Genomic DNA, 21,300 nt, shown 5'->3' on the forward strand with positions numbered 1-21,300 from the left:
GATTGCGTCGGCGAAGCGCCCGACTTGCTCGGGCTCTCAGCGGTGACATACGGCTCAAATATTTTTGAATTGTCGGGCCACGGGCAAGGTTCGAAAAGGGGGCGGCGTACGGGGGCCTTGAACTTCGATCCTGCCTTTCCGTTGTCAGCCACATTCCCGCATTGCGGCTCGCCTTCAGTTGCGGCGATGACTGGTCACATGCTGACGCAGCGCAAATATAGTGCCAATCGCGGGCAGGTGATAAAGTTGACCACTCAGCTATATTTACAAAAACGCATTGTCGATACGGGGTGCAGGGTGCATGAAACTACAGAGCATTCGACTGTCGGGTTTTCTGTCGTTCGGACAAGAACCAACTGAAATTACTTTCAATGACATTACATACCTGATCGGTCCCAACGGCTCAGGCAAGACTGCGGCACTTCAGGCTATATGTCGCCTGTTCGCCTTCGATCCCTCATTGAGACGAATTCAGCGCTCGGATTTTCACGTTCCATACGACGAGGATGCTGTTCCGGACGAAAGACAACTCTGGATCGAAGCCGATTTTGTCTTCCCTGAACTCGGTGAAGATGGCGAAAATTCGACGGTGGCACCGCACTTCAGCCACATGCGCTTGGACACCGCTGATGACTTACCGCGAGTTCGGTATCGGCTGAGTGCCACAATGGGAGTGGATGGCGATATCGAGGAAACCTTGGTCTATGTGCTGGATCTGAATGGCGACGGGTCTCCCCTGACGACTGCACAGGTTCCACGAGCCGAAAGAAATCACGTGCAGGTTCACTACCTGCCTGCTCGCCGCGATCCTGCGGAACACATTGCGTACAGTACAAGTGCATTACTCGGGCGGATGCTGAGAGCAGTTAACTGGGAAAACGAGCGCGAGGAAGTCAAAGGCTTCACGGACCAGATTAGTGAAAGTCTCGCCGCAAACCCCTCTATTGCGGCTTTGAGCGAGAGCTTGAAGACGACCTGGGGTACATTGCACAAAGGCAGTTTCTTTGCCGATCCGCATATCACCTTCGTTGCTTCCGAGATCGAGGCCCTTCTACGACATTTGTCTGTCTCCTTCTCGCCCGGACACGACGAAGATCTAGTCGATTTCTCTAGACTGAGTGATGGTCAGAAGTCCATGCTTTACTTGTCGTTGGTGCTCACAGCTCAGTCGATCGGGCGCGCCGTCCTCGCCGGAGAGGACGATTCATTCGACCCGGACAAGCTGCGTCCACCGGTATTTACGATCGTTGCGCTCGAGGAACCCGAAAACAGCCTATCGCCGCATTACCTGGGACGCATCGTGAATGCGTTAGTGGCCATGACGGGAAAGGAGGACGCGCAGGCCCTCATCGCCACGCACGCGCCCTCCATGCTGAGGCGTGTCGACCCGCAGCACATTCGCTACTTGCGACTCACGGATGAACGTACGACAAAGATCACGCGCATTCGAATGCCCAAGAAAACGGACGAGGCACACAAGTTCGTTCGGGAGGCTGTACAGGCGTACCCTGAAATCTACTTTTCCCGGTTGGTCATCCTGGGAGAAGGTGACAGCGAAGAAATTGTCTTGCCCCGAATCCTGCGTGCCAAGGGCGTCCCGGTTGACGAATCCGCAGTGACCGTCGCACCGCTAGGAGGCCGGCATGTCAACCACTTCTGGCGCCTGCTCTCCGCGCTCGAAATCCCGCATCTCACTTTGCTCGATTTGGATGTCGCCCGGTATCAAGGTGGATGGGGACGATTCAAATATGCCAACGATCAGTTATCGGAGTACCGAGCCAAAAACGTCCTTCCTGAAAATTACGGAATTCCCAAGTGGAATTCAGACAAAAATAAGGTCCGAAAGTACCCCTGGTACATCGAGGCGCTTGAAGAACGCGGAATCTTTTTCTCTTTTCCGATGGACCTCGACTTCGCGATGCTTCTTTCCTATCCGGAAGAGTATGGCGTTGAATTGAATCCACCGAGTGAGCCCACCATCAAGGCCGTCCTCGGCGACAGCCACCACGATGCCGAGCAATACAATACCGATGAGCTTGGTCTGTTCGGCACCTATCACAAGCGCTTCAAGCTGGGTAGCAAGCCGGCAGCACACATCGAAGCACTGGCCCAACTGAGCGACGAAGAACTCCTCGCTGACATGCCTGAGTCTCTGAGTCGCCTGGCGGACGCGGTGATCGCCAAGCTGGAGGAGTTGCCAGAGTGATCGCAGCGGACACTTGGCATCCAGCAGATGGGCTGACGCTCGAACCCAACGCCAGGCGCGCGGCGATGGAAGCGGAACGCTGCCTTGCCCTGACAGCTGGGCCCGGGGCGGGTAAGACCGAAATGCTGGCACAGCGCGCCGACTTCCTGTTGCGTACTGGAACCTGCCCCTATCCAAAGCGGATACTGGCTATCTCGTTCAAAGTTGACGCCAGTAAAAACCTGAAGGAGCGTGTGAAGCGCCGGTGCGGTTCAGATATGGCCGCGCGGTTCGACAGCTACACCTTCCATGCCTTTGCGAAGCGGATAATTGATCGGTTTCGACCGGTGCTAACCGGGCAAGATGCGCTTGATGTCGATTACCGGATTGGTGGCCAGCGAGTCGCGCGACGCCAGATCGAATTCACGGATCTGGTGCCTCTGGCTACTCAGATTTTGAGAGTCTCGGCCGTTGCCCGTCGTGCTGTCCGTCAGACCTACAGCGACGTCTTCTTGGACGAGTTTCAGGACTGCACAAATCACCAGTACGAGTTGGTGAAGATTGCCTTTCAAAGAACGGCCATCCGCCTTACAGCGGTCGGAGACACGAAGCAGAAGATTATGGGATGGGCGGGCGCGCTAGACGGTATCTTCCAGACCTTTGCAACAGACTTCGGTGCGGTGCCGCTCAACATGTACCGCAACTTCCGTTCGAAGCCCCGCCTGTTGCGCATGCAGAACGAGATCATCCGTGTGATGGACCCATCTTCTGTTATGCCCGATGAGCAACTTGGAGGTGAGGAGGGGCTCATCTTTGCGTGGCGTTTTCCGGACAGCCGGCAGGAAGCGGAGTGTGTGGCTAACGCAATTGACGGCTGGATCAATCATGACAAGCTTGTACCGTCGGAAATCGCAATTCTGGTTGCCCGACAACCCGACCTGTATGCCGATCATCTAATGGCAGCGATGGAGCGACGAAATATCCCATTCCGAAATGAGCAGCAGATCCAGGACATTTCGGTAGAGCCAGCCGCAAGACTCATCGTTGACTACCTGTCCTGTGTGTACGGGCAGCGCGCCCCCAAGGCTTGGATTCGTCTAATGGACCAGTTGATTCCTTTCGGTGATGAAGACGTCCAGGCCAACATGCGGCGAAACACCCAACGCTTCATAGCGGAGCAGCGGAAAAAGGCCGTTCTTGTCGAATCGTTGGGCGAGCCTGCAACGGATTGGTGGGAGTCCGTACGTGAATTCTTGCGCCATGTGGGGATCGAGATCCTGTCCGCACTTTTGCCGGACTACGAGTCCACGGCTCGATTGAAGGAGGTCATTGCTGACACCAAGGTTCGGATCGAAGAACTGCTGAAGATCGAGCCTGACTTGCCGAAGGCGCTAGAGCGTTTTTCCGACGATCAGGCGGTACGAATCCTCACCATACACAAGAGCAAAGGGCTCGAATTCGATTCAGTGGTAATTCTTGGTGTCGAAAACCAAACGTTCTGGGGCAACGCAGATGCAGAGCGATGTGCTTTTTTTGTGGCGGTCTCTCGAGCTAAGAGTCGTCTTGTCTTGACCGTAAGTGATCGCCGACAAACGCCCCCGTCGAATCCCCACCGATGGCAGGAAAATAGGACGACTCACAACGAATTCATGGCCTATGCCACACCGTTTCTCAGCCTCCAATGAGTGATGAATCGGTGAAGGTGGCATTCAACGAAAGTGACGATTGACAGGTGAATGTAGCGATGAACGTTTTCAAGTTGCGGCAGGGAGAGCACGATTACCAGAAGCTTACGGAGACGGGCTTCCATTTTGCGACAGGCAAGCAACATCCCTGGTATCAAAGCCGTGCCGGCAAGACGATGCACTATGCGGTTTGTCCAGAGTGCGAGAACCCGGTGCATATCGTCAACTTAGACGTTGACCGCAAGGTAGACGCCGACGGAAAGGGTTTGCCGTTGTACGCCAAGCACGCTGTTGGGGACATTGAAGGCATCGGCAAGTTCGATAAGGACGCGTACGACGAGTGCTCTCTCGCGGACCCGAAGTCGTTTAATGGTCGAAACAAAACTCGGCGGCCCGGGGTGATTACGGCCGGCGTCATCGAGATACTCGTGAATCATGCCGATGCGGTTCACTACATGGTCGAACGATTTCTCGGCGCGTCGGTGTCCGACCGACTGTTCGCGTCGATGCTCGAACAGTTCCACGAGCAGGAGGGCTATCTCTATCGGGAGGTAAGCACTTCCAACGTCCCATATGCCTTGTTGTACATGGCCGGAAATCAGCAAGTCACAGGTTGTGGGCCGAAAGACGATTCAGTGCTCGCCCGTGCTGTTGAGAAAAGCCAAAATTTCGAGCTGTCTCGGCGGCGAATTAGGCGGAAAGCAGATTCGAAAGCACAGCTCCATTTTTTCGTGACAAACCACGTTATCAAAAGGTCCGATTCTGGGAACGAGCAAACGATGACAGTCGTGATAGAGGAGGAAAACGCCGGGACTAGACATCTTCTCCTCCGAGAGGCGGTGGCGCTTGAGATCGACTACTTTCGCAATATATTGGCGAAGCGAAATCGTCTTCGCGACATGGCACGCAAAGAATTTAACGGCCTCCCGAGAGCGGACTGAGGAGCATCCTGCGATAGTGCAAATCAGCGTCGAGGGATGACCGCTACTCCGCGGGCGCAGCTGGATACGGAAACAAGCCGTAGCGCCCACGATGCGGACTCTTACCGAACATCAGGTATTGCTTGAGCTTCATAATTGCATCGGGCGGATCTCCTCCAGCTTCTTGCGCAGTTCACGTCGTTTCCCGGAGACATGCCGAAACTCCGCTTCCGTCGTGTTAACTTGAGCGGCTTGCTGGCGCAGCGATGTATCGATCTTCTCAAGCTGCTCTTCCAACTCTTTGGGGCTCCTCGTCAACTCTTTGAGTCGGTCCCGGTAACAACAGACAACCGGTTGCGTAGAGGTGCTGATAGAGAAATCCTCGGTGGACCGCTTCGATTCGTTTAAGTTGGAGCGAATCTAAGACGTTGGGCTGGCTAGCCATACGGGCGCGTTATATAGGTGAGGTTCATGCCGCAGACGGAGGCAGGGTAGGGGTTTGCATGTCGCGTCGTCGTGCGGTGCGCCCCGACTTTCCGGCCGGCCTATCCGATTCCGCAGCATTGCGGGCGGGCTTGTAGTTTGCGGTTTTCAGAAAGTCGGGGGTTATGTCGATACGTTCAAGCGCGACTCGGAAGCCAAGCCCATTCAAGCCAATGATTGCATTCTTGAGGGTAATTTTTGAAAAGAACGGCAGGTCCTTCGGAAGTTCCTTTGTGGTCGCGATGGCATAGACGATCCGATAGTTTTCGGCCATCGGACGCGCTAGAGGGTCGTCGAGCCTGATACTGGTGGGAAGCTTTTCATTGAGCTTGACCCGAAACTCTTCGTGGCGCATGAACGTCTCTGCCGAAACGCTACCTTGGGCGAAGAGGTGGCTGAGCGTCGCCGAACTTCGATACAGCTTGACGTGGATCAGGTCGCTTCCGTCGCGCACGAGATCGCAAAATTCAATCTTGTCATAGGCGTTGCCGAAAGAGATGTTCTTCTTGTCCAGCAGATCATATCCAGCATTCTCATTTGCGACGCTCTCGTTGTATAAGCCCTCGTTGGCATGTTGGTAAGCGGGCATCTTTGCCGGTTCGGCGTCGAGCCGCTTGAAGTAGGAGTCGATTTCGTCGACGAATTTCCTGCTGACTTCGTACCACAGTCCATTTCTCAGAATAAACGTCTCCTTACCCATCGGAAGCTCCGCATATAGGCAGCGGTAGGCGGTCCAGCTCTTGATCGACTGGTAATTCGCGTCGTTCACGTGTACCGAGATGGACCGCAGTAGCGCCGCGCTTGGCCTCTCTCCATGTTCGGTGATGTATTCGAGCAGCTGGTCGATTTGCAGCGTGCGGTGGCGGGCCGTCCTCGACCGCTGGTCGAACGAGTAGCCAGTCTGCGTTTCCCAGTCCACGATTTCCGGCTCTCCTAGCCAAAGGTTTTCAGGCCGAGGATCCGATCGCAAGGCGTCAGTGAGCGCGTCGTCAAGACATTCGATCATCGTCGAATCGCGGACTCGATGGACATTGTCAATCCAGGCGAATCGCTCGGGCAGAGGCTTGTTCCGGCGGGCGAGCGCTTCGGACAGAATCTTGGGGAGGTCGTCGAGGGTCACTGGTGGGTTGATCGTCAACGCGTCACGGCCGCTGATGTGTTCGCCGAAGAGTGCGACCTCTGATGTCCCGGTGACTGCGTGGACCATGTCGAGCTCTGGGTCGATGTTCAAATCGAATATGTCGGCGTCTCGCGCGCTCTGGCTCCGTATGTGCAACGGATTGACTTCGTGGCTCGCTTTGTCGAGGCTGCGCAGCTTTAGTGGATCGATCGAATTGAGCGTTACACGCAATCCGAAGTCGCGCTCGACCAGATCCAGGTTTATGAGGTGGTGCCCCATCCCGAACGACAGCGCGAAAAGCGCGCCGACATGCCGGACTAGCAGGACAGCCCCTTCGGACCGGGTGCCTTCGAAAAGGTTGGACGGCACGTCTTGGTTGCGAACGAGAAATGGAGCCCAGTCGGGCAGTTTCGGACGCGAGCTGTTCTTGGCGTAAAGGCGAGCGGCTCCCTCGCTTATTTTCAGTTCGTAGGGTGGCTTTGCCCGATCGGTCTTGACGATCTGTTCGTCTGTCAGTTTCGCGTCCTTGACGAGATATATTGTTAGATGCTCCCGCCTGGCTTGATGCTCTTTCATCATCGCCCCCGCAACCATTTTGTTTTTTCGCCATATCCCGCCCAGTGGCGCGATATGGAGATTTGAGACTTTGCTCCGCGGGCGGGCGATCGTCAACAAGTCGTGCCGTCCAGGGCTGTCCTGGATGACACAGTGGCATTCAGCAGTCGAGGGTGCTGGGCGTTGCGCTTGCCCCCATTCGGGCACTGAAGTCAAATGTGCTACTGAACCAAAGTGTTCCGGTAAGTTGGGGGCACATTTGGGGGCATGAACAAGTGATCGAGTGGATCAATTCCTTGTGTGGGCGTTGACGGGATTAATTCTGTTCCGGTCCCCACCACGATCGCTTCAGGGCGATTCGATAAAGGGACGAAAGCCCGCGAGAAGCCATGCGCTCGCGGGTTTTTTGTTTTGTGGCGTGGCATCGAGGGTGATTGCCGACCACCGAACGGCGACGCCACGCCATTAGCGACGCGTCAATGGACGGGCAGGCCGGTCTCCGGCGGCATTACGGCGAGTCGTCACAGGCGCGTGGTGGAACTCGCGGCTCCTGACGAAGCCGCGCGCCTCACCACGCAAACGCCACGTCATGAAGTGACTCGGAGTCTACGAATCACACCGCTCGCGCATGAAAGTCAAGTTGCGCGTGCGCGACGTGTCGATGCGAAAGCGCGTCACCTCGTGACCCGAGCGCTCCACCGTCAAGACGCCGTGCATGACGGCCATCTGACCGGCAGGGTCGAACGTGAAAATGTCGTCGGCCACCGGTTCCAGCCGATAGCCGGCACTGCCGGCGGCGCCGGTCATGGTGAGGGTGAGTTCACCGTTCGTCACGGCGATCGTCGCACGTGCCGCGGCATCGTGACCGTGATACGCGCCCGCCAGGCCCGCCGACGCATCGGAGAGCGACGGCGCGTGATCGGGCAAGCGCTCGAGCGTCTCCGCGTGACCGCAGTCCACCAGCTCGATCGCCGTCACGCGAGCCGCCGCCGTCGACGCTCGAGGTTTGATCAGCAGCGCTCTGCCTGTCCCGTCGTCTACCCGCAATCCGGCCTCCGTCTCGATGAGCGCCTGGGGCATCTGCTGGACGTTCTGAAAGCTCGCGTTGAGCTGCCCGTCGTGATCGCCGATCACGCAATACGTCCCGGACGTACGCGAGTGGTACCTGCCGAGCAAGGTTTCGTGCCCTGCCGTCGGCAACGGCGCGGCGGGCTTCGCGCCAAGGACGACGTCGCCCAGAACGATATCGACTATCTGCGTGGCCACTTCAACCGGATTGACTGCCGCGCCGTTCGTGAGAATGATGACGTCCAGTGCGTGCTCGGCCACCGTCAACATCTGACAAGACCCACCGAACACACCGCCGGCATGGTGCAGCACCTCCACGTCGCGATGCGGCGTGCGCATCAGCCCGAGCGCGTAGACGCCTTCCGCGCCGCTCGAATAGTGCGGTCGGGTCAGCATCTGGCGCCAGCTTGCTTCGCTGCCGACCCGCTTGGGGCCGCGCAGATGCGCGAGCCAGCGCAGCATGTCGTCGACCGTCGACACGATCCCGCCCTCGCCGAGCACTTCCCACGTCGGAAAGAGGCCGCGCATGAATCCGCCTTTTCCATCCGGCACATGCTGGGTCGCCATGCGCGGGCGAATGCGCATGTCGTCGGCGACCGATTCCGTGTCGACCATGCCCATCACGTCGAAGATGCGCGCCTTCAGAAAGGTCTCGAAGGGAATGCCGCTGACCCGCTCGATCGCGAGCGACAGCAGGTGATATCCGCCGTTGCAGTAGATCATCCGCTCGCCCGGCGGAAAATTGACGTCGCGTTGCCGGACTTGCGCCGCCAGCACGCCGCCACGCGGCAACGTCGCGACGCCTTGCGCAAGCAGCGTGAGATCGAGATAGCAGCGGTAGCCGCCCGTATGCGTCATCAGCTGGCGCAAGCTGGGGTCGCCTGCGAGCAGCGGCAGTTCAGGCAGGTACGTGCGGATCCCGGCGTCGACGTCGAGCTTGCCGTCTTCGGCGAGCAGGAGGGCGGCAAGGCACGTGAAGTGTTTGCTCGTCGAGCCGATGCGCAAGCGCGTGGCCGGCGTATTGGCGACGCCGTGTTCCAGGCTTGCCATGCCGAAGCCTCGCCGGTAGAGCACTTCGCCTCGATGCGCGACGGCCACGACGAGGCCGGGTTCGTCGCTCTTGTTGAAGCGTTCGAAAAGGGTATCCAGCTGCTCGACGATGTCGTGCGATGCTTGAGTCATTTTAGGTATCCATATGATCTAGAACGGAACGGTCAGCGCCGCGCCGATCGTGCGGGGCTGAATCACGCTGACGAGCGCCGGGCCGCCCATCGGTATCAGCGACGTGCCGGCCGCGATCAACGCGCGCCGGTCGAACAGGTTGCGAACGTAGAACGCCAGGCTGAACTTCCTGAAATCCACGCCCGCTTGCAGATCCGTGATCGCGTAGCCCGGCAACGGATAATCCGGCCGGCCCGAGCTGGCGTCGAACCCGCTATGACGTCGGCCGACAAAGCGTTGGGTCACACCCGCATACGACGGATACCCTTGCGCGCTGAACAGATAGGTGCCCGAGAGCGTGGCGGCGACCTTGGCCGAGTTCGGCAATGGCGCGCCCGCCGTCGTCCCCGCGTTAGCGTTGCCGCTCGTCAGGCTGGCGTCGATGAGCGACAGGTTCGCACTGAAGTTCCAGTGCGGGGTGGGGCGGAACGTGCCGGAGAACTCCAGGCCCTTGATGCGCGCGTTGCCGGCGTTGATGACCTGATTGACGCCATCGACCGTGCCGAGCTGCTGGATGTTCTTCCACTCGATGTCGTAGACCGACGTTTCCAGCGACAGCCGCTTGTCGAGCAGGTCGGCCTTGTAGCCCGCCTCATAGCTCCACAGCGTGTCGGGTGCGAAGGTCGGGCTGCCCGCTGCGCGCATGCCGGTGAGCGGATCGATCAGCAGGGCATTCGGGCCACCGGGCCGGTATCCGCTGGCGATGCGGACATACGCATTGCTGTTGGCGGTCAGCGCATAGCGCGCGGTGAACATGTAGGTCTTGCTGGTGTCCGACGACGGTGCCGAGATGGTCTGTGTCGGGCCGGCGAGCGTGCCGTAGGTCGTCTGTTCGTAGGTCTGGGTATTGTGGGCGATCCGCACGCCGCCGGTCAGCGAAAGGCGCGGCGTCAGGTGATAAGTCAGGTCGCCGTATGCCGCGTACTCGTTGTACGTGCTGGGCGCCTGGAGCTCCGACAGGTCCGGGCCGGGCGAGCCATCGGGCAAGGTCGTCAGAAAGCCCTCGCTCGAATGGCTGCGCTCGTGCGTATAGAAGAGGCCGGCCAGCCATTCGAGTCGCTGGTTGCCCGGCGAAGTCAGGCGAAACTCCTGGGTCACCTTGTTCGTGGTGGCCACATCCTTGGCGACCACCGAACCCAGGTTCAGCCCCTGGGCGGCAAATAGCGGCCCGTAGACACCGGTCAGGTCCTGCGGCGCACTCGTGTTGATCCTTTGATACGACGTGATCGAGTTCAGGCGCGCCCAGCCGAGCTCGTATTCGATCCCGGCCGAATAGAGCTGGATGTTTTGATGAAAGGGCTGCGGGGCGAACTGTCGCGTGGTCAGGTCCCCCCAGACCGGCTTGCCGTCGGCGCCATATTCAACGTAGTTCGGATCGTTGCGATTGATGTTCTGCGAGAGCGCGGTCAGCCGGACCGTCAGATCGCGGGTGGGCGTCAGCAGCAGCGACGCGCGAGCACCGTAGGTGTCGCCGCGATCGATGTGGGTGTCCGCCTTGGGGCCCACTGCGTCGACATACCCGCCATCGTGCTGCCCGAACACGGAGACGCGCAGTGCGGCAACGTCGGTCTTCAGCGGGATATTCAACGCCGCGTTGGCCGTCCCGCTCACACCGCCATGCGCCGTTCCCGATACGCCGGTGCCGACCTGCCCGGAAAACTGACTCGGGTCCGGTTCGTTGGTCACGTATTTCAGCAAGCCGCCCATCGCACCCGCGCCATACAACGTGCCCTGCGGACCTCGCAGGATTTCGACGTGGTTGAGGTCGAGCAGGCTCATGTCGAGCGAGAACGTCGCGCTTTGGGAGAACAGCGTGCTGCCGCCGAACGCGACGTCGTCGACATACATGCCGACGGTCGGCCCCGTCTGAACACCGGTCGTCACGCCGCGAATACTGACTTGCCCCGACCCGCTGCCGCCGCTGGCGTTCAAGTCGACGCCCGGCTCCGAGGACAGGAAGTCGGACATCGTTTTCGCGCCGCTCTTCTGCAGCTCGTCGGCCGACAATACATTGACCTGCATGGGGACTTCGCGAGCCGGTTCGCGTCGGCGTGTCGCGGTCACGACGACGGTGTTGAGCGTCGCGCCACCGTTGCCTTGCACCTTCGTCACCTCGGCCGGAGGGGGATTCGGCGCAGCGGCGGCAGGCGTCGCGTTGGACGCCGCATCAGGCGCGGCGACCTGTTGCGTCGTCGCGGGCGTTTGCGCGTGTTCCTGCGCGTGCACGCCCAACGATGCCAACCCGAATACGGGGCCGACGAAGAGGGGGGCGTAACGCCCGCCGTGTCGCAGCGGTAACGTTGCCGAGCCCGCCGCGCGCTTCGTCCGGTTTTTCATCTTCACCATCGTCTCCTCCTGGTTTTGCAATCGACTGAACGCGATGCCGTGTAGCGCAACTCAGGGTGAACGGTAAGTGCCGGTTATTTCTGGTTCATGTGGCGTTTGTATCGGTGCTGATACAAACGATCGATGACGGAGCGGGGCCGCCACGCCGGCCGACGCGGTGCAAAACCGGGACGAAGACTTGTTTCAGGTTTGCAATAAAGGGCTCACATGGCCCCTACATTCACGGGCGATAATCGACGCCATCGCTCGCCGTCGGCCAGGACCATGCACAAACCCCGCTTCGATTCGGCTTTCTATCGCCTGTTCTTCGTGATGATCTCGATCATCCTCGTGATGCAGATCAGTGCCGGCCTGCTGCTCTTCAAGCTCTACAGCACCGCGCCCTTCAAGCCGCCGCCGGGGATGAGCGCGGCGTTGCAGTGGGGCGCCGCGGTGATGATCCAGGTGATGCCCGCGCTGATCTCGTCCTGGATCGGCGCGCGCATGCTGGCCGCCCCGTTCCGAACGCTGGCCGTGGGGGCCGCCGAACTGTCGAGGAATATCGATGCGCCGCCCATCCGGGAAATCGGTCCTGTCGAGGCACGTCAGGCCGCCAGCGTGTTCAACACGATGCAGGCCTCGCTGCGGCGGCAAATGAGTGAGCGCAACCGCTTCCTCGCCGCCGTATCGCACGATTTGCGCACGCCGCTGACGCGCATGAAGCTACGTCTTCGCTCCGCTCAGGATGCCGAATTGAGCGAACGGATCAGGGACGACATCGACGAGATGACGCAGCTTCTGGAAGCCACCCTGTCGTTCCTGCGCAATGAAGAGGTGGTCGAGGAATTCAGTCCGGTCGATATCAATGCACTGGTGGATGCCATCGCGGAAGATGCGGCCGAACACGGTCAAAAAGTGACGATCAGTGGTGAGGTGCCGCCGATCTCGGCGCAACCGCTGGGCCTCAAGCGCTGCCTGACGAATCTGGTCGCCAACGCGATTCGATACGGTGAAGACGCGCACATCCGCCTGATCGACGCACCGTCGTGCGTGCGAATCCAGATCGTCGATCACGGCCCGGGCATCCCGGAGTCGCAACTGGAGCGCGCGCTGGAGCCGTTCTACCGGGTGGAAAGTTCGCGCAACCGGAACACGGGCGGGACGGGGCTGGGCCTCGCCATCGCGAACGACGTCGTGAAGCGTCACGGCGGGGAGCTGGTGTTGCGCAACGCTCCGGAAGGCGGGCTGGTCGCACAGGTCACGTTGCCGCGTCGATAGGGATAACGGCCCGGATCGACCGTTGGCACTGCTCTGTTTCACGCTTGATACAGACTGCTCACAAAGCGGAAATGGCGGGTGCTTATAGTCGTTTCACACCCTTCAATCCCATTCGGCAGACCTCGTCATGAAAATATTCACGGCTCAGCTTTCGACGGAAACCAATACCTTTGCCCCGTGCCCGACCGGATGGGGCGGCTTCGAAGAGAACACGATCTTTCACGGCGACGCGAGTGTGCGCGAGCCCGACGGCGTGGGGCATGTGCTCGCGGAAGTGCGGCGCCTCGCGCAGGCCGACGGTCACGACATCGTCGAAGGCCTGTGTGCCGAAGCCCAGCCGTCAGGCCGCACGATTCGCGCGGTCTACGAGTCCCTGAGGGACGACATTCTCGATGGCGTAAAGGCCGCCTTGCCGCTGGATGCCGTGATTCTGCTGCTGCACGGCGCGATGGTGGCGGAAGGCTACGACGATTGCGAAGGCGACCTGCTCGCCGGCGTGCGCGCCATTGTTGGCCCCGACGTTCCGATCTCGGTCACGCTCGACCCGCATTGTCATTTCACGCAATTGATGAAGGCGTCGGCCGATGTCCTGATCGCTTACAAGGAGTATCCGCATATCGACGCCGTCGAGCGGGCGCGCGACGCCTATCGACTGACGCTCGATATGGCTGCCGGACGCATCCGTCCGACGATCGGCGTGTTCGATTGCCGAATGGTCGGTGCCTGGCACACCACCAGCGAACCGATGGCGGGGTTCGTCCGGCGTATGCAGTCGTTCGAAGGGCGCGACGGCGTGCTGTCGGTGTCGCTCGGCCATGGGTTTCCGTGGGGCGACGTGCCGGAAGCCGGCGCGAAACTCTGGGTGGTGACGGACGACGATCTCGCCAAGGCCGACGCGCTGGCGGCGCAACTGGCGCGCGAGTTCTGGGCGTTGCGCGACGCGACACGCCCTGCATGGCTCGATATCGAGGCCGGGCTGGATCGCGCGCTGGCGGTCGAGGGCGGCCCGGTCGTGCTGGCGGATGTCGCTGACAATCCCGGCGGTGGCGCGCCGTGCGACAGCACGTTCATTCTGCGTCGCGTGGTCGAGCGACAGATTGCGAATGTTGCGATCGGGTGTTTCTGGGATCTCGGTGCTATCCAGATCTGCAAGGACGCGGGTGTCGGGGCCACGCTGAATCTGCGCATCGGCGGCAAATGCAGTGTGTACTCCGGAGAACCGGTGGACCTGCGCGTCACCGTCCGCAACGTGGTCGAGCGGCATACGCAAAGCATCATGGGCCTCGAGCAACCGCTCGGCCGGGCGGTGTGGGTGGAAGCGGACAACGGGCTCGACATCGCGCTGATATCGGTTCGCACCCAGGTGCTCGGCGTGGACGCATTCACCGGCCTTGGCATCGACTTTGCCGGCAAGAAGCTGGTGGTCGTGAAATCGACGCAGCATTTCCAGACCGACTTCGCGCCGCGTTCGAAGGCCGTCTTCCATATCGCCGCGCCAGGGGCGCTCTCGATGAACTTCGCCGAACTGGACTATCGGCTTCGTGACCTCAACTACTGGCCGCGCGTGTCGAATCCGTTTGCGTCGGTGAAGTGAATACGTGCCGGCGTCAACCGACGCCGGCCAGCGTCAGGCGTCGGCGTGTACCCGTGTGAAGGCCAGATGCCGGGTGCGCGGCGTATCGACGCGAAAGCCGGTCACGTCGCCGCGCGTTGCGTCGCGCGTCAACGTAAGCATTCCGGTCGTGATGTTTACTGGATCAATCGGCACCAGTTCGAAAGCATCGTGGGCCAATGGCGTGAGGCGGTAGTCGCAACGGCCCACCGCGCCGTGCAGGCGAAGAATGAGGGCTTCGTTGTCGAGCCGAATGATCGCGTGGGCATCGGCGTCGTGGCTTGCGAATACGCCGGACATCGCGGCGACGAGATCCGGCGTCATCGCGGGCGCTTCGCCGACGCGTGCGAACGTGTCGACGTGGCCGCAATGCACGATGCGCAGGCTCGAGAGATCGTTCGGTGTGCAGGATGATCCCCACCGCAGCGCCAACAGACCGTCGCCGCTCGCTTCGACCTGGACGTCGTTCAGTTCATCGGCGCTGTCGTAGAGCGTCATCGAGCGTCTGGGGCAAAGGGGGCCCGCCAACACCAGCGCGCCTTCGTGATCCTCCAGTGCATACACGGCGCCGCTGCGGGCCGACCGGTAGCGGCCGAGGCGTGCTGCGTGATCTGCGGCGCGCGCCGCGACAGGCGGGCCATCGCCATCCAGCTCGTCCGCCAGCACGATATCGACCACACGCTTCGACAGTTCGAGCGGTGCGTCGAGCGCGCCGTTGCTGAGCAATACGACGTCGAGCCCATGTGCCACCGATACCAGCATCTGGCAAGTTCCACCTACGACGCCACCGGAATGCTGTATCAGCTCGACACCGCGATAGGTGCTCTGCGTGAGACCGAGCGAGTATTGACTACGCAGACCGCTGGAGAATGCGGGCAACGCCAGCATCTGGCGCCAGGTGTCGGCGTTGCCGACGATCTTCTCGCTGCATCGCAGGTGCGCGGTCCATCGCAGCATGTCGTCGACGGTCGAGACGATCGAGCCTTCGCCGAGCAGTTCCCACGTCGGAAAGATGCCGCGCCGGAATCCGCCCATGCTGTCAGGCACATGCATCGTCGCGATGCCGTGCTCGATCGTCATGTCGTTGGGCACGCACGCGGTGTCATGCATGAGCAGGGGCGCGAAGAGCTGGGTCGCGAGAAACGCGTCGAACGCCATTCCGCTCGCACGTTCGACGGCAAGCGAAAGCAGGTGATAGCCGCCGTTCGAATACATCATGCGTTCTCCCGGCGGAAAATTTTCGTCGTGTTGACGTTGCTGCGATGCGAGGTACGCGCCAGGCGGTGACATCGCGAGACCCTGCGTCAGGAGCGCAAGGTCCAGCGCGCATCGCTGCCCGCCGCGATGCGACATCAACTGCCGCAGCGTCGGTCGGCCGGCGGCCGGCGGCAGCTCCGGCAGATACGTGCCGATGGGGGCATCGGCGTCGAGCGCGCCGCGCTCGCACAGGAGCAGCACGGCGAGGCAAGTGACATGCTTGCTGACCGAGCCGATGCGCATGCGGGTGGCCGGCGTGTTGGCGATGCCGTGTTCGAGGCTGGCCATGCCGAAACCGCGCCGATACAGCAGTTGGTCGCGATGGACGATGCCGGCGATCAATCCGGGTGCATCGGCGCGGCGATAACGCGCGAACAGCGCGTCGAGCTGCGTCGTCGTGGTGGATGAGTCGGATGTCATGTCGATGGCTCAGCGAGAGGAGGCAGGGGGGCCAGCGTGGCCCCAGACGTTGGACGGGCAGTGCAGCAGGCCGTCGATGTACGCGACACCCGGCTCGCGATCGCGTGCGAGGAAGATCGGTCCGTCGAGATCGACGTGATCGCACAGTTGCCCGAGCAGAAACGCGGGGGCGATCGCCAGCGAGGTGCCTGCCATGCAACCGACCATCACGGACAAGCCCGCTTCGCGTACCCGCGCGGCAAGGTCGAACGCGCGCGTCAGGCCGCCGCATTTGTCGAGCTTGAGGTTGACGATGTCATAACGGCGCGCGACGGCGGACAGGTCGCCGAGATCCTGAAACGATTCGTCGGCCGCGAGCGGGACCGGACAATCGATTGCTTCGAGACAGGCGTCCGCACCGATCGCAAACGGCTGTTCGAGCATGCGGACGTCAAGCTGTTGCAGCACGGGGAGCATCGTGTCGAAGTGCGCGCGCGACCAGCCCTGGTTCGCATCGACGGCGAGCGGTATTTCCGGGCGCATGTCACGGATGGCGAAGAGGCGCACGGCGTCGGCGGCGCTGCCGTCCAGCTTGACCTTCAGCGCCCGCGCGTGGCGCAATCTCTGCGCGGCCCCGGCCATGGCATTCGGCGTATCCACGCCGATCGTCATCGTGGTCCGCAACGGGCGTGGCTCGGAGAGGCCCGCGATGCGCCAGACAGGCATCGCTTGCCGTTGAGATTCGAGCGCCCACAATGCCGCATCGACTGCATTGCGTGCGCCGCCGGGCGGCAATACGTCGAGCAATCGCTCTCGCGTGATGCCCGCTTCGATCGATGGTCGGACGCGCTCGATTTGCGCGGCGATGGATTCCGGCGTTTCACCGAAGTAAAAGACCCCGGAGGCTTCGCCGTTGCCGGCGTGGTGCCCGTCGTCGACGGTCACGCTCACGAGGCGAGCGGCGTCGATGACGTGGCCGGTGATATGGAACGGAGCGGCCAACGGCCAACGTTCGATACGCAGCGAGAGTGAGAGCGGGCAGGGTGACATGGGAGCGGAAGGACGAAGGGAATCACGCATAGCGTTCGATTGCGTCGCGCACACCGCGGCCCGCCGCGCGCATCAACAGGCAGGCGGCAAAGAAGCCGAACGCCGCCACGCAGACGATCGACCACAGCAAGCCCTGGCTGAACGCATGCAGACGATCCGACATGAACCCGATGAACACGGGGCTGCCGGACTGCACGACGATCGACGTCAGGGCGCCGATCGCCGCCACGCGCGAGCGCAGGTGGGCAGGGCAGATGTTCTGCATGAGGGTGGGAAACAGCACCATGCCCGCGACCATGCAGGCGAGCTGTGCGCCGAAGAGCGCGTAGACCGGCGTGAGCGAGCCCACGGCCAGATAGAGGAAGGATAGGCCGCCGGCGACCAGCGCGCCACATTCACACACACGCAATGGCGCGAGCACGCCGAAGCGCGCTCGCATGCGGCCGGCAACGAGTCCGCTGAGCACGCAACCCGCGATGCCGCCGGCCATTGCCGCCACGCCCATGCCGCCGCCGGCTTCAGCCGGTGTCGCGCCGAAGGTGCGCACCGCCACGACCGGCATCCATGTCGCGACACCGCCGAACGACAGGTTGACCAGCCCGATGGCGCCGAAGAACTTGAGCATCATGAGGGCTTCGCGCCGGAAGTAGACCGGTGCGGAGGGCAGCGGCGCGGAAGTCCGGTGACGCGCGGTGGCTGCTTCCGTATCGCCGTGCTTGCCGGGTCGAATGAGCAGAACCAGCACGGCCAAAACGGGTGCGGGCAACGCAACGGCAAGGAACGCGAGCCGCCACGGTTCGAGATCGGCGAGTCCCGCTGGCAACGCGCCGTGCGCCGCCGCGATGCCGTGCATCAGTGCGCCGCCGAGCGCCATCCCCGCCCCCGAGCCCAACAGGTTGGCGAGCGCGAAGATCGCATTGGCGAGCACGCGCTGGCGCGCAGGGAACAGATCGGGAATCAGGCCGTAGATCACCGGCACCAGTCCGGCTTCGCCGATCCCCAGCCCGACGGTGGCGATGAACAACTGCCAGAAGTGGGTGGTCATGCCGCAGATCGCGGTGGCGGCGCTCCAGACGAGGACGCACGCAACCAGCACGACACGGCGGTCCACGCGATCGGCGACCCAGCCGATCGGCAACGATGCCACGCCGGCGAACAGGGCGATGCCTGCGCCTTGCATCAGGCCGATTTGCGTGTCGGTCAGCCCGAAATCGTGGCGGATGGGTTCCGTCAGCAGGATCAGCATCTGACGATCGACGAACGCGAAGAACGCCACGATCACGAGTATCGCGAGACCGAACCAGGCGCGTGGCCCGGCCGGTGAATCCGATGGCGGGCTCGAGGCCGCCACGGGGGCGAGCACGTCGGGGTTGGAGTCGAACATGAGGGCTCCGTGATGAGAAGGCGGTTACTGCATGAACTGCTCGTTGCCCACGAGCCCGATGCGGTTCGCGCCGAGCCGCTGCGCGGACGCCATGACCATGGCGACGGCGCGGTAAGGCGCCGCCTTGTCGGGCCGCAAATGCAGTTCGGTCGGCGCGGGGCCGACGGCGACGTCGTGCAAGCGCGTTTCCAGTTGCTCGCGCGAACTTAGCGTCTCGCCGTTCCATGCGATGGCGCCGTCGGCCGCGATATCGATCTGCACCACCGGCGGTGTCCGCGGTTGCGACGGCGGTGCGCCGGTCGGCATGTCCAGCTTGACCGCGTTCGTCTGTATCGGAATGGTGAGGATCAGCATGATGAGCAGGACCAGCATCACGTCGATGAGCGGCGTGGTGTTGATCTCGATCATCACGTCGGCTTCGTCGGCGTTGCCGGTGGGCATCGTCATGGCCATGTCGGGTCTCCTGGTCGGTATGAAGGGATCATTGGCGCGGCGGCGGTTCGGTGATGAAGTCGACCTTGACGATGCCCGCCCGCTGGCAGGCAAACACGACCCGGCCGATGGCGGCGTAGCGCGCGTCGAGGTCGCCGCGGATGTGGACTTCGGGTTGCGGCGACTGCACGGCAACCGCCTTGAGTTTCTCGACGAGCGTTGCCGCATCGGGCACGCGCCGTTCGTCCCAGAACACGTCGCCTTCTTTCGTCACGGCGAGAATCACGTTCTGCGGCGTCGTGTGCAGCGGCTGCACGGCTTCCTTGGGCAGCGTGACCGGCACGGTGTGCGACACCACCGGAATCGTGATGAGGAAGATGATCAGCAGCACCAGCATCACGTCGACCAGCGGCGTCGTGTTGATGGACGACATGGTCTCGTCGTGCTCGGCGCCGTCGCGCGGGCCCGTGGTCATGGCCATGGCTCACCCCACGCGGGTGAGGGCGGCGGCCTTGGTCGCGGCGGCGGCCCCGGCCGTGGTCGTGCCGGTCAGGATGACGATGTGCAGTTCCGTCGAAAACCCGCGCACGCGTTCCATCACCGCCTTATTGCGGCGCACGAGCCAGTTGTAGCCGAGCACGGCGGGCACGGCGACGGCCAGGCCGATCGCGGTCATGATCAGCGCCTCGCCGACCGGCCCCGCGACCTTGTCGATGGAGGCCTGGCCCGCGATGCCGATCGCCGTCAGCGCGTGATAGATGCCCCACACCGTGCCGAACAGGCCAATGAACGGCGCGGTCGAACCGACGGTGCCGAGAAACGCGAGGCCGTCCTGCAGGCGGCTCGAGACGGACGTGGTCGCCCGCTCGATGGCCGCCGCGACCCACTGGTTGAGATCGACCTGTTCGACCAGCGCGCCTTCGTGATGGTCGAACGCCGCGAGACCTGTTTCGGCGATGAAGCGGAACGGGCTGCCGGCGTCCAGCTTTTTCGTGCCTTCGCTGAGACTGCCTGCTTTCCAGAATCCTGCCTCCGCTGCCTTCGCGCGGCGCAGCACACGCGTTTGCTCGAGCAGTTTCGCGACGATGATGTACCAGCTGCCCATGGACATGACGACCAGGATGAGCAGCGTGCCGCGTGCAATGAAATCCCCGCCTTTCCAGAGCGCATCGAGACCGTAGGGATTCGTCACCGTGTCGGTGGTGGCGTGGGCGGCGCTGGCCGCGAGGAACAGTGCCGTCGCGAGGGCGGCCTTGCGGGTTCGGTTGAGCATGAACGTCTCCTGAAATGCGTTGCCAAGTGGAAAGGGAACGGCTGTCGAGGGCAGCCTCAATCGAGCTTGAAAGAGAAGGGCACCTGCACGCGGACTTCCTCGCCCTGTGCGACGCAGTGGAACTGCCGCACGGCGTTTTCCGCGGCCCGGTCGAGAACGGGCGCGGCCGACTGGGTCACGCTCAGGTCCTTGACGTTGCCGTCGGTGCCGACCACGAACGACACGACGACGTCGCCGGTCAGGTTGTCCTTGAGCGCTTCACGCGGATAGCGAATGGCGGCGCGAACCTGCGTCGAGTTGGGACACACCACGCCGACGCTCGTCGACACCGGCGCCGCAGCGGCGGGCGGCGCGGGCGGCGCGACGGGGGCCGACGGCGCGGGCGTGGTCGATTGCGCGGCGATCGCGTTCGGCGACGGCGGTGCCGCGACGCGCACTTCCGGGGGCGGCACGAACGGCGGCGGGGGCGCGACGTGCTTCGGCGGCGGCGGTGCGATGTGCTTCGGCGGTGGTGGTGGTGGAGGGGGCGGCGGCTTGATCTCTTCGATGATGCGCGTCTCGATCGGCTGGCGAATCACGTCCACGACTTTCGTCGCGAGACCGGTGAGCAGTGCGTAGACGATCACCGCATGCAATCCGACCACGAAGGCGATGCCGCCAATGCGCCGGACAGGTGGCTTGGGTTGTGCGTAGTTCATGTCCCGCGTGTCTCCTGCGTCGATATGACTTGGGAGCCACGTTAAAACCCGGGCATTTCTGGTTCATATCGGCTTTGTATCGGCGCTGACACAAAGTCTTTCCGGATGGGCCATGTCGCGGCGGGAGTCGAGAAACCAGACGGAGCGGCGAAGGCGGACGATGCCGAGCGGCGTTTCTTCGGGAAAATACCGGGCGGGTTATCCATGACGTGAGCGCTCGTCAGGCATCCCGATCGTTCCGGACGACCTTGTGGGGCAAGGTGCGGGGCAATTATTTCAACGCTGCAACAATTCGTGCAAAAAGCCCTTATATTGACGGGCAATAATGAGTGTGGGGCACATCTCACCGCCGCAA

Annotated in this window: 16 protein-coding genes; 5 read left to right on the forward strand and 11 right to left on the reverse strand. The window is 62.1% G+C overall.

From position 1 onward, the window contains the following. Positions 1 to 301 precede the first annotated feature (301 nt). From CFB40_RS06365 to CFB40_RS06375, 3 genes are read left to right on the forward strand one after another with little or no spacing between them, the layout of a single operon-like run. A complete protein-coding gene (locus CFB40_RS06365) occupies positions 302 to 2,206 on the forward strand; it encodes an ATP-dependent nuclease (protein ID WP_089430832.1) in 1,905 nt (634 codons plus the stop codon). Beyond that, the gene (locus CFB40_RS06370) at positions 2,203 to 3,870 is read left to right on the forward strand and encodes a UvrD-helicase domain-containing protein (RefSeq protein WP_089430833.1); all 1,668 of its coding nucleotides are present in this window, start codon (positions 2,203 to 2,205) and stop codon (positions 3,868 to 3,870) included. Before CFB40_RS06365 ends, CFB40_RS06370 begins: the two co-directional genes overlap by 4 nt. 59 nt (positions 3,871 to 3,929) lie before the next feature. Continuing rightward, complete coding sequence (locus tag CFB40_RS06375; protein ID WP_089430834.1) at positions 3,930 to 4,811, forward strand: hypothetical protein; 882 nt, start codon at positions 3,930 to 3,932, stop codon at positions 4,809 to 4,811. 129 nt (positions 4,812 to 4,940) lie between these two features. Here the strand turns inward: CFB40_RS06375 and CFB40_RS38555 are convergent, their stop codons facing one another. The 4 genes from CFB40_RS38555 to CFB40_RS06390 form a co-directional block, all read right to left on the reverse strand. Continuing rightward, a complete protein-coding gene (locus CFB40_RS38555; protein WP_179255253.1) occupies positions 4,941 to 5,087 on the reverse strand; it encodes a hypothetical protein in 147 nt (48 codons plus the stop codon). 172 nt (positions 5,088 to 5,259) lie between these two features. After that, the gene (locus CFB40_RS06380; protein WP_218829595.1) at positions 5,260 to 7,068 is read right to left on the reverse strand and encodes a TIGR04141 family sporadically distributed protein; all 1,809 of its coding nucleotides are present in this window, start codon (positions 7,066 to 7,068) and stop codon (positions 5,260 to 5,262) included. A 486-nt stretch (positions 7,069 to 7,554) separates the two neighbouring features. After that, entirely contained in the window at positions 7,555 to 9,198 is a 1,644-nt protein-coding gene (locus CFB40_RS06385) for a serine hydrolase domain-containing protein (RefSeq protein ID WP_089430835.1), read from the reverse strand. Between the two features lie 18 nt (positions 9,199 to 9,216). Beyond that, positions 9,217 to 11,583: a TonB-dependent receptor gene (locus tag CFB40_RS06390; RefSeq protein WP_089430836.1), complete on the reverse strand. Its 2,367-nt coding sequence runs from the start codon at positions 11,581 to 11,583 to the stop codon at positions 9,217 to 9,219. Between the two features lie 264 nt (positions 11,584 to 11,847). Between CFB40_RS06390 and CFB40_RS06395 the strand changes: the two genes are divergently transcribed. Both CFB40_RS06395 and CFB40_RS06400 read left to right on the forward strand, forming a co-directional pair. After that, positions 11,848 to 12,840: an ATP-binding protein gene (locus tag CFB40_RS06395; protein ID WP_089424935.1), complete on the forward strand. Its 993-nt coding sequence runs from the start codon at positions 11,848 to 11,850 to the stop codon at positions 12,838 to 12,840. Positions 12,841 to 12,967: 127 nt separating this feature from the next. Continuing rightward, a complete protein-coding gene (locus CFB40_RS06400; protein WP_089430837.1) occupies positions 12,968 to 14,434 on the forward strand; it encodes a M81 family metallopeptidase in 1,467 nt (488 codons plus the stop codon). Between the two features lie 33 nt (positions 14,435 to 14,467). Here CFB40_RS06400 and CFB40_RS06405 read toward each other — a convergent pair whose 3' ends face one another. The 7 genes from CFB40_RS06405 to CFB40_RS06435 all read right to left on the reverse strand — a co-directional run bounded on the left by CFB40_RS06405 (position 14,468) and on the right by CFB40_RS06435 (position 20,945). Then, positions 14,468 to 16,129 carry a serine hydrolase domain-containing protein gene (locus CFB40_RS06405; RefSeq protein WP_089430838.1) on the reverse strand — a complete coding sequence of 554 codons (1,662 nt, stop codon included), beginning with the start codon at positions 16,127 to 16,129 and terminating at the stop codon, positions 14,468 to 14,470. Positions 16,130 to 16,138: 9 nt separating this feature from the next. Further along, on the reverse strand, positions 16,139 to 17,188 hold the full coding sequence (locus tag CFB40_RS06410) for a dipeptide epimerase (protein WP_089430839.1): 1,050 nt from the start codon (positions 17,186 to 17,188) through the stop codon (positions 16,139 to 16,141). Continuing rightward, a complete protein-coding gene (locus CFB40_RS06415; RefSeq protein WP_256976562.1) occupies positions 17,181 to 18,440 on the reverse strand; it encodes an MFS transporter in 1,260 nt (419 codons plus the stop codon). The genes CFB40_RS06410 and CFB40_RS06415 overlap by 8 nt, the downstream gene beginning before the upstream one ends. 126 nt (positions 18,441 to 18,566) lie before the next feature. Continuing rightward, the gene (locus CFB40_RS06420) at positions 18,567 to 18,995 is read right to left on the reverse strand and encodes an ExbD/TolR family protein (RefSeq protein ID WP_089430841.1); all 429 of its coding nucleotides are present in this window, start codon (positions 18,993 to 18,995) and stop codon (positions 18,567 to 18,569) included. 28 nt (positions 18,996 to 19,023) lie between these two features. Continuing rightward, a complete protein-coding gene (locus CFB40_RS06425) occupies positions 19,024 to 19,455 on the reverse strand; it encodes an ExbD/TolR family protein (protein WP_089430842.1) in 432 nt (143 codons plus the stop codon). Between the two features lie 3 nt (positions 19,456 to 19,458). Continuing rightward, positions 19,459 to 20,247 (reverse strand): MotA/TolQ/ExbB proton channel family protein, encoded by a 789-nt coding sequence (locus tag CFB40_RS06430; RefSeq protein ID WP_089430843.1) that lies wholly within the window; start codon positions 20,245 to 20,247, stop codon positions 19,459 to 19,461. Between the two features lie 56 nt (positions 20,248 to 20,303). After that, complete coding sequence (locus tag CFB40_RS06435) at positions 20,304 to 20,945, reverse strand: energy transducer TonB (protein WP_089430844.1); 642 nt, start codon at positions 20,943 to 20,945, stop codon at positions 20,304 to 20,306. Positions 20,946 to 21,300: the final 355 nt, after the last annotated feature.

The sequence above is a fragment of the Burkholderia sp. AU31652 genome, from assembly GCF_002223155.1.
GTDB lineage: Bacteria > Pseudomonadota > Gammaproteobacteria > Burkholderiales > Burkholderiaceae > Burkholderia.

What these genes read in the sequence shown, in the direction of transcription:
- CFB40_RS06395 (WP_089424935.1), top strand. Translation starts at nt 11,848, where the DNA reads ATGCACAAACCCCGCTTCGATTCGGCTTTCTATCGCCTGTTCTTCGTG.
- CFB40_RS06430 (WP_089430843.1), bottom strand. Translation starts at nt 20,247, where the DNA reads ATGCTCAACCGAACCCGCAAGGCCGCCCTCGCGACGGCACTGTTCCTC.
- CFB40_RS06425 (WP_089430842.1), bottom strand. Translation starts at nt 19,455, where the DNA reads ATGGCCATGACCACGGGCCCGCGCGACGGCGCCGAGCACGACGAGACC.
- CFB40_RS06400 (WP_089430837.1), top strand. Translation starts at nt 12,968, where the DNA reads ATGAAAATATTCACGGCTCAGCTTTCGACGGAAACCAATACCTTTGCC.
- CFB40_RS06375 (WP_089430834.1), top strand. Translation starts at nt 3,930, where the DNA reads ATGAACGTTTTCAAGTTGCGGCAGGGAGAGCACGATTACCAGAAGCTT.
- CFB40_RS06410 (WP_089430839.1), bottom strand. Translation starts at nt 17,188, where the DNA reads ATGCGTGATTCCCTTCGTCCTTCCGCTCCCATGTCACCCTGCCCGCTC.
- CFB40_RS06385 (WP_089430835.1), bottom strand. Translation starts at nt 9,198, where the DNA reads ATGACTCAAGCATCGCACGACATCGTCGAGCAGCTGGATACCCTTTTC.
- CFB40_RS06405 (WP_089430838.1), bottom strand. Translation starts at nt 16,129, where the DNA reads ATGACATCCGACTCATCCACCACGACGACGCAGCTCGACGCGCTGTTC.
- CFB40_RS06435 (WP_089430844.1), bottom strand. Translation starts at nt 20,945, where the DNA reads ATGAACTACGCACAACCCAAGCCACCTGTCCGGCGCATTGGCGGCATC.
- CFB40_RS06365 (WP_089430832.1), top strand. Translation starts at nt 302, where the DNA reads ATGAAACTACAGAGCATTCGACTGTCGGGTTTTCTGTCGTTCGGACAA.
- CFB40_RS06390 (WP_089430836.1), bottom strand. Translation starts at nt 11,583, where the DNA reads ATGGTGAAGATGAAAAACCGGACGAAGCGCGCGGCGGGCTCGGCAACG.
- CFB40_RS06420 (WP_089430841.1), bottom strand. Translation starts at nt 18,995, where the DNA reads ATGGCCATGACGATGCCCACCGGCAACGCCGACGAAGCCGACGTGATG.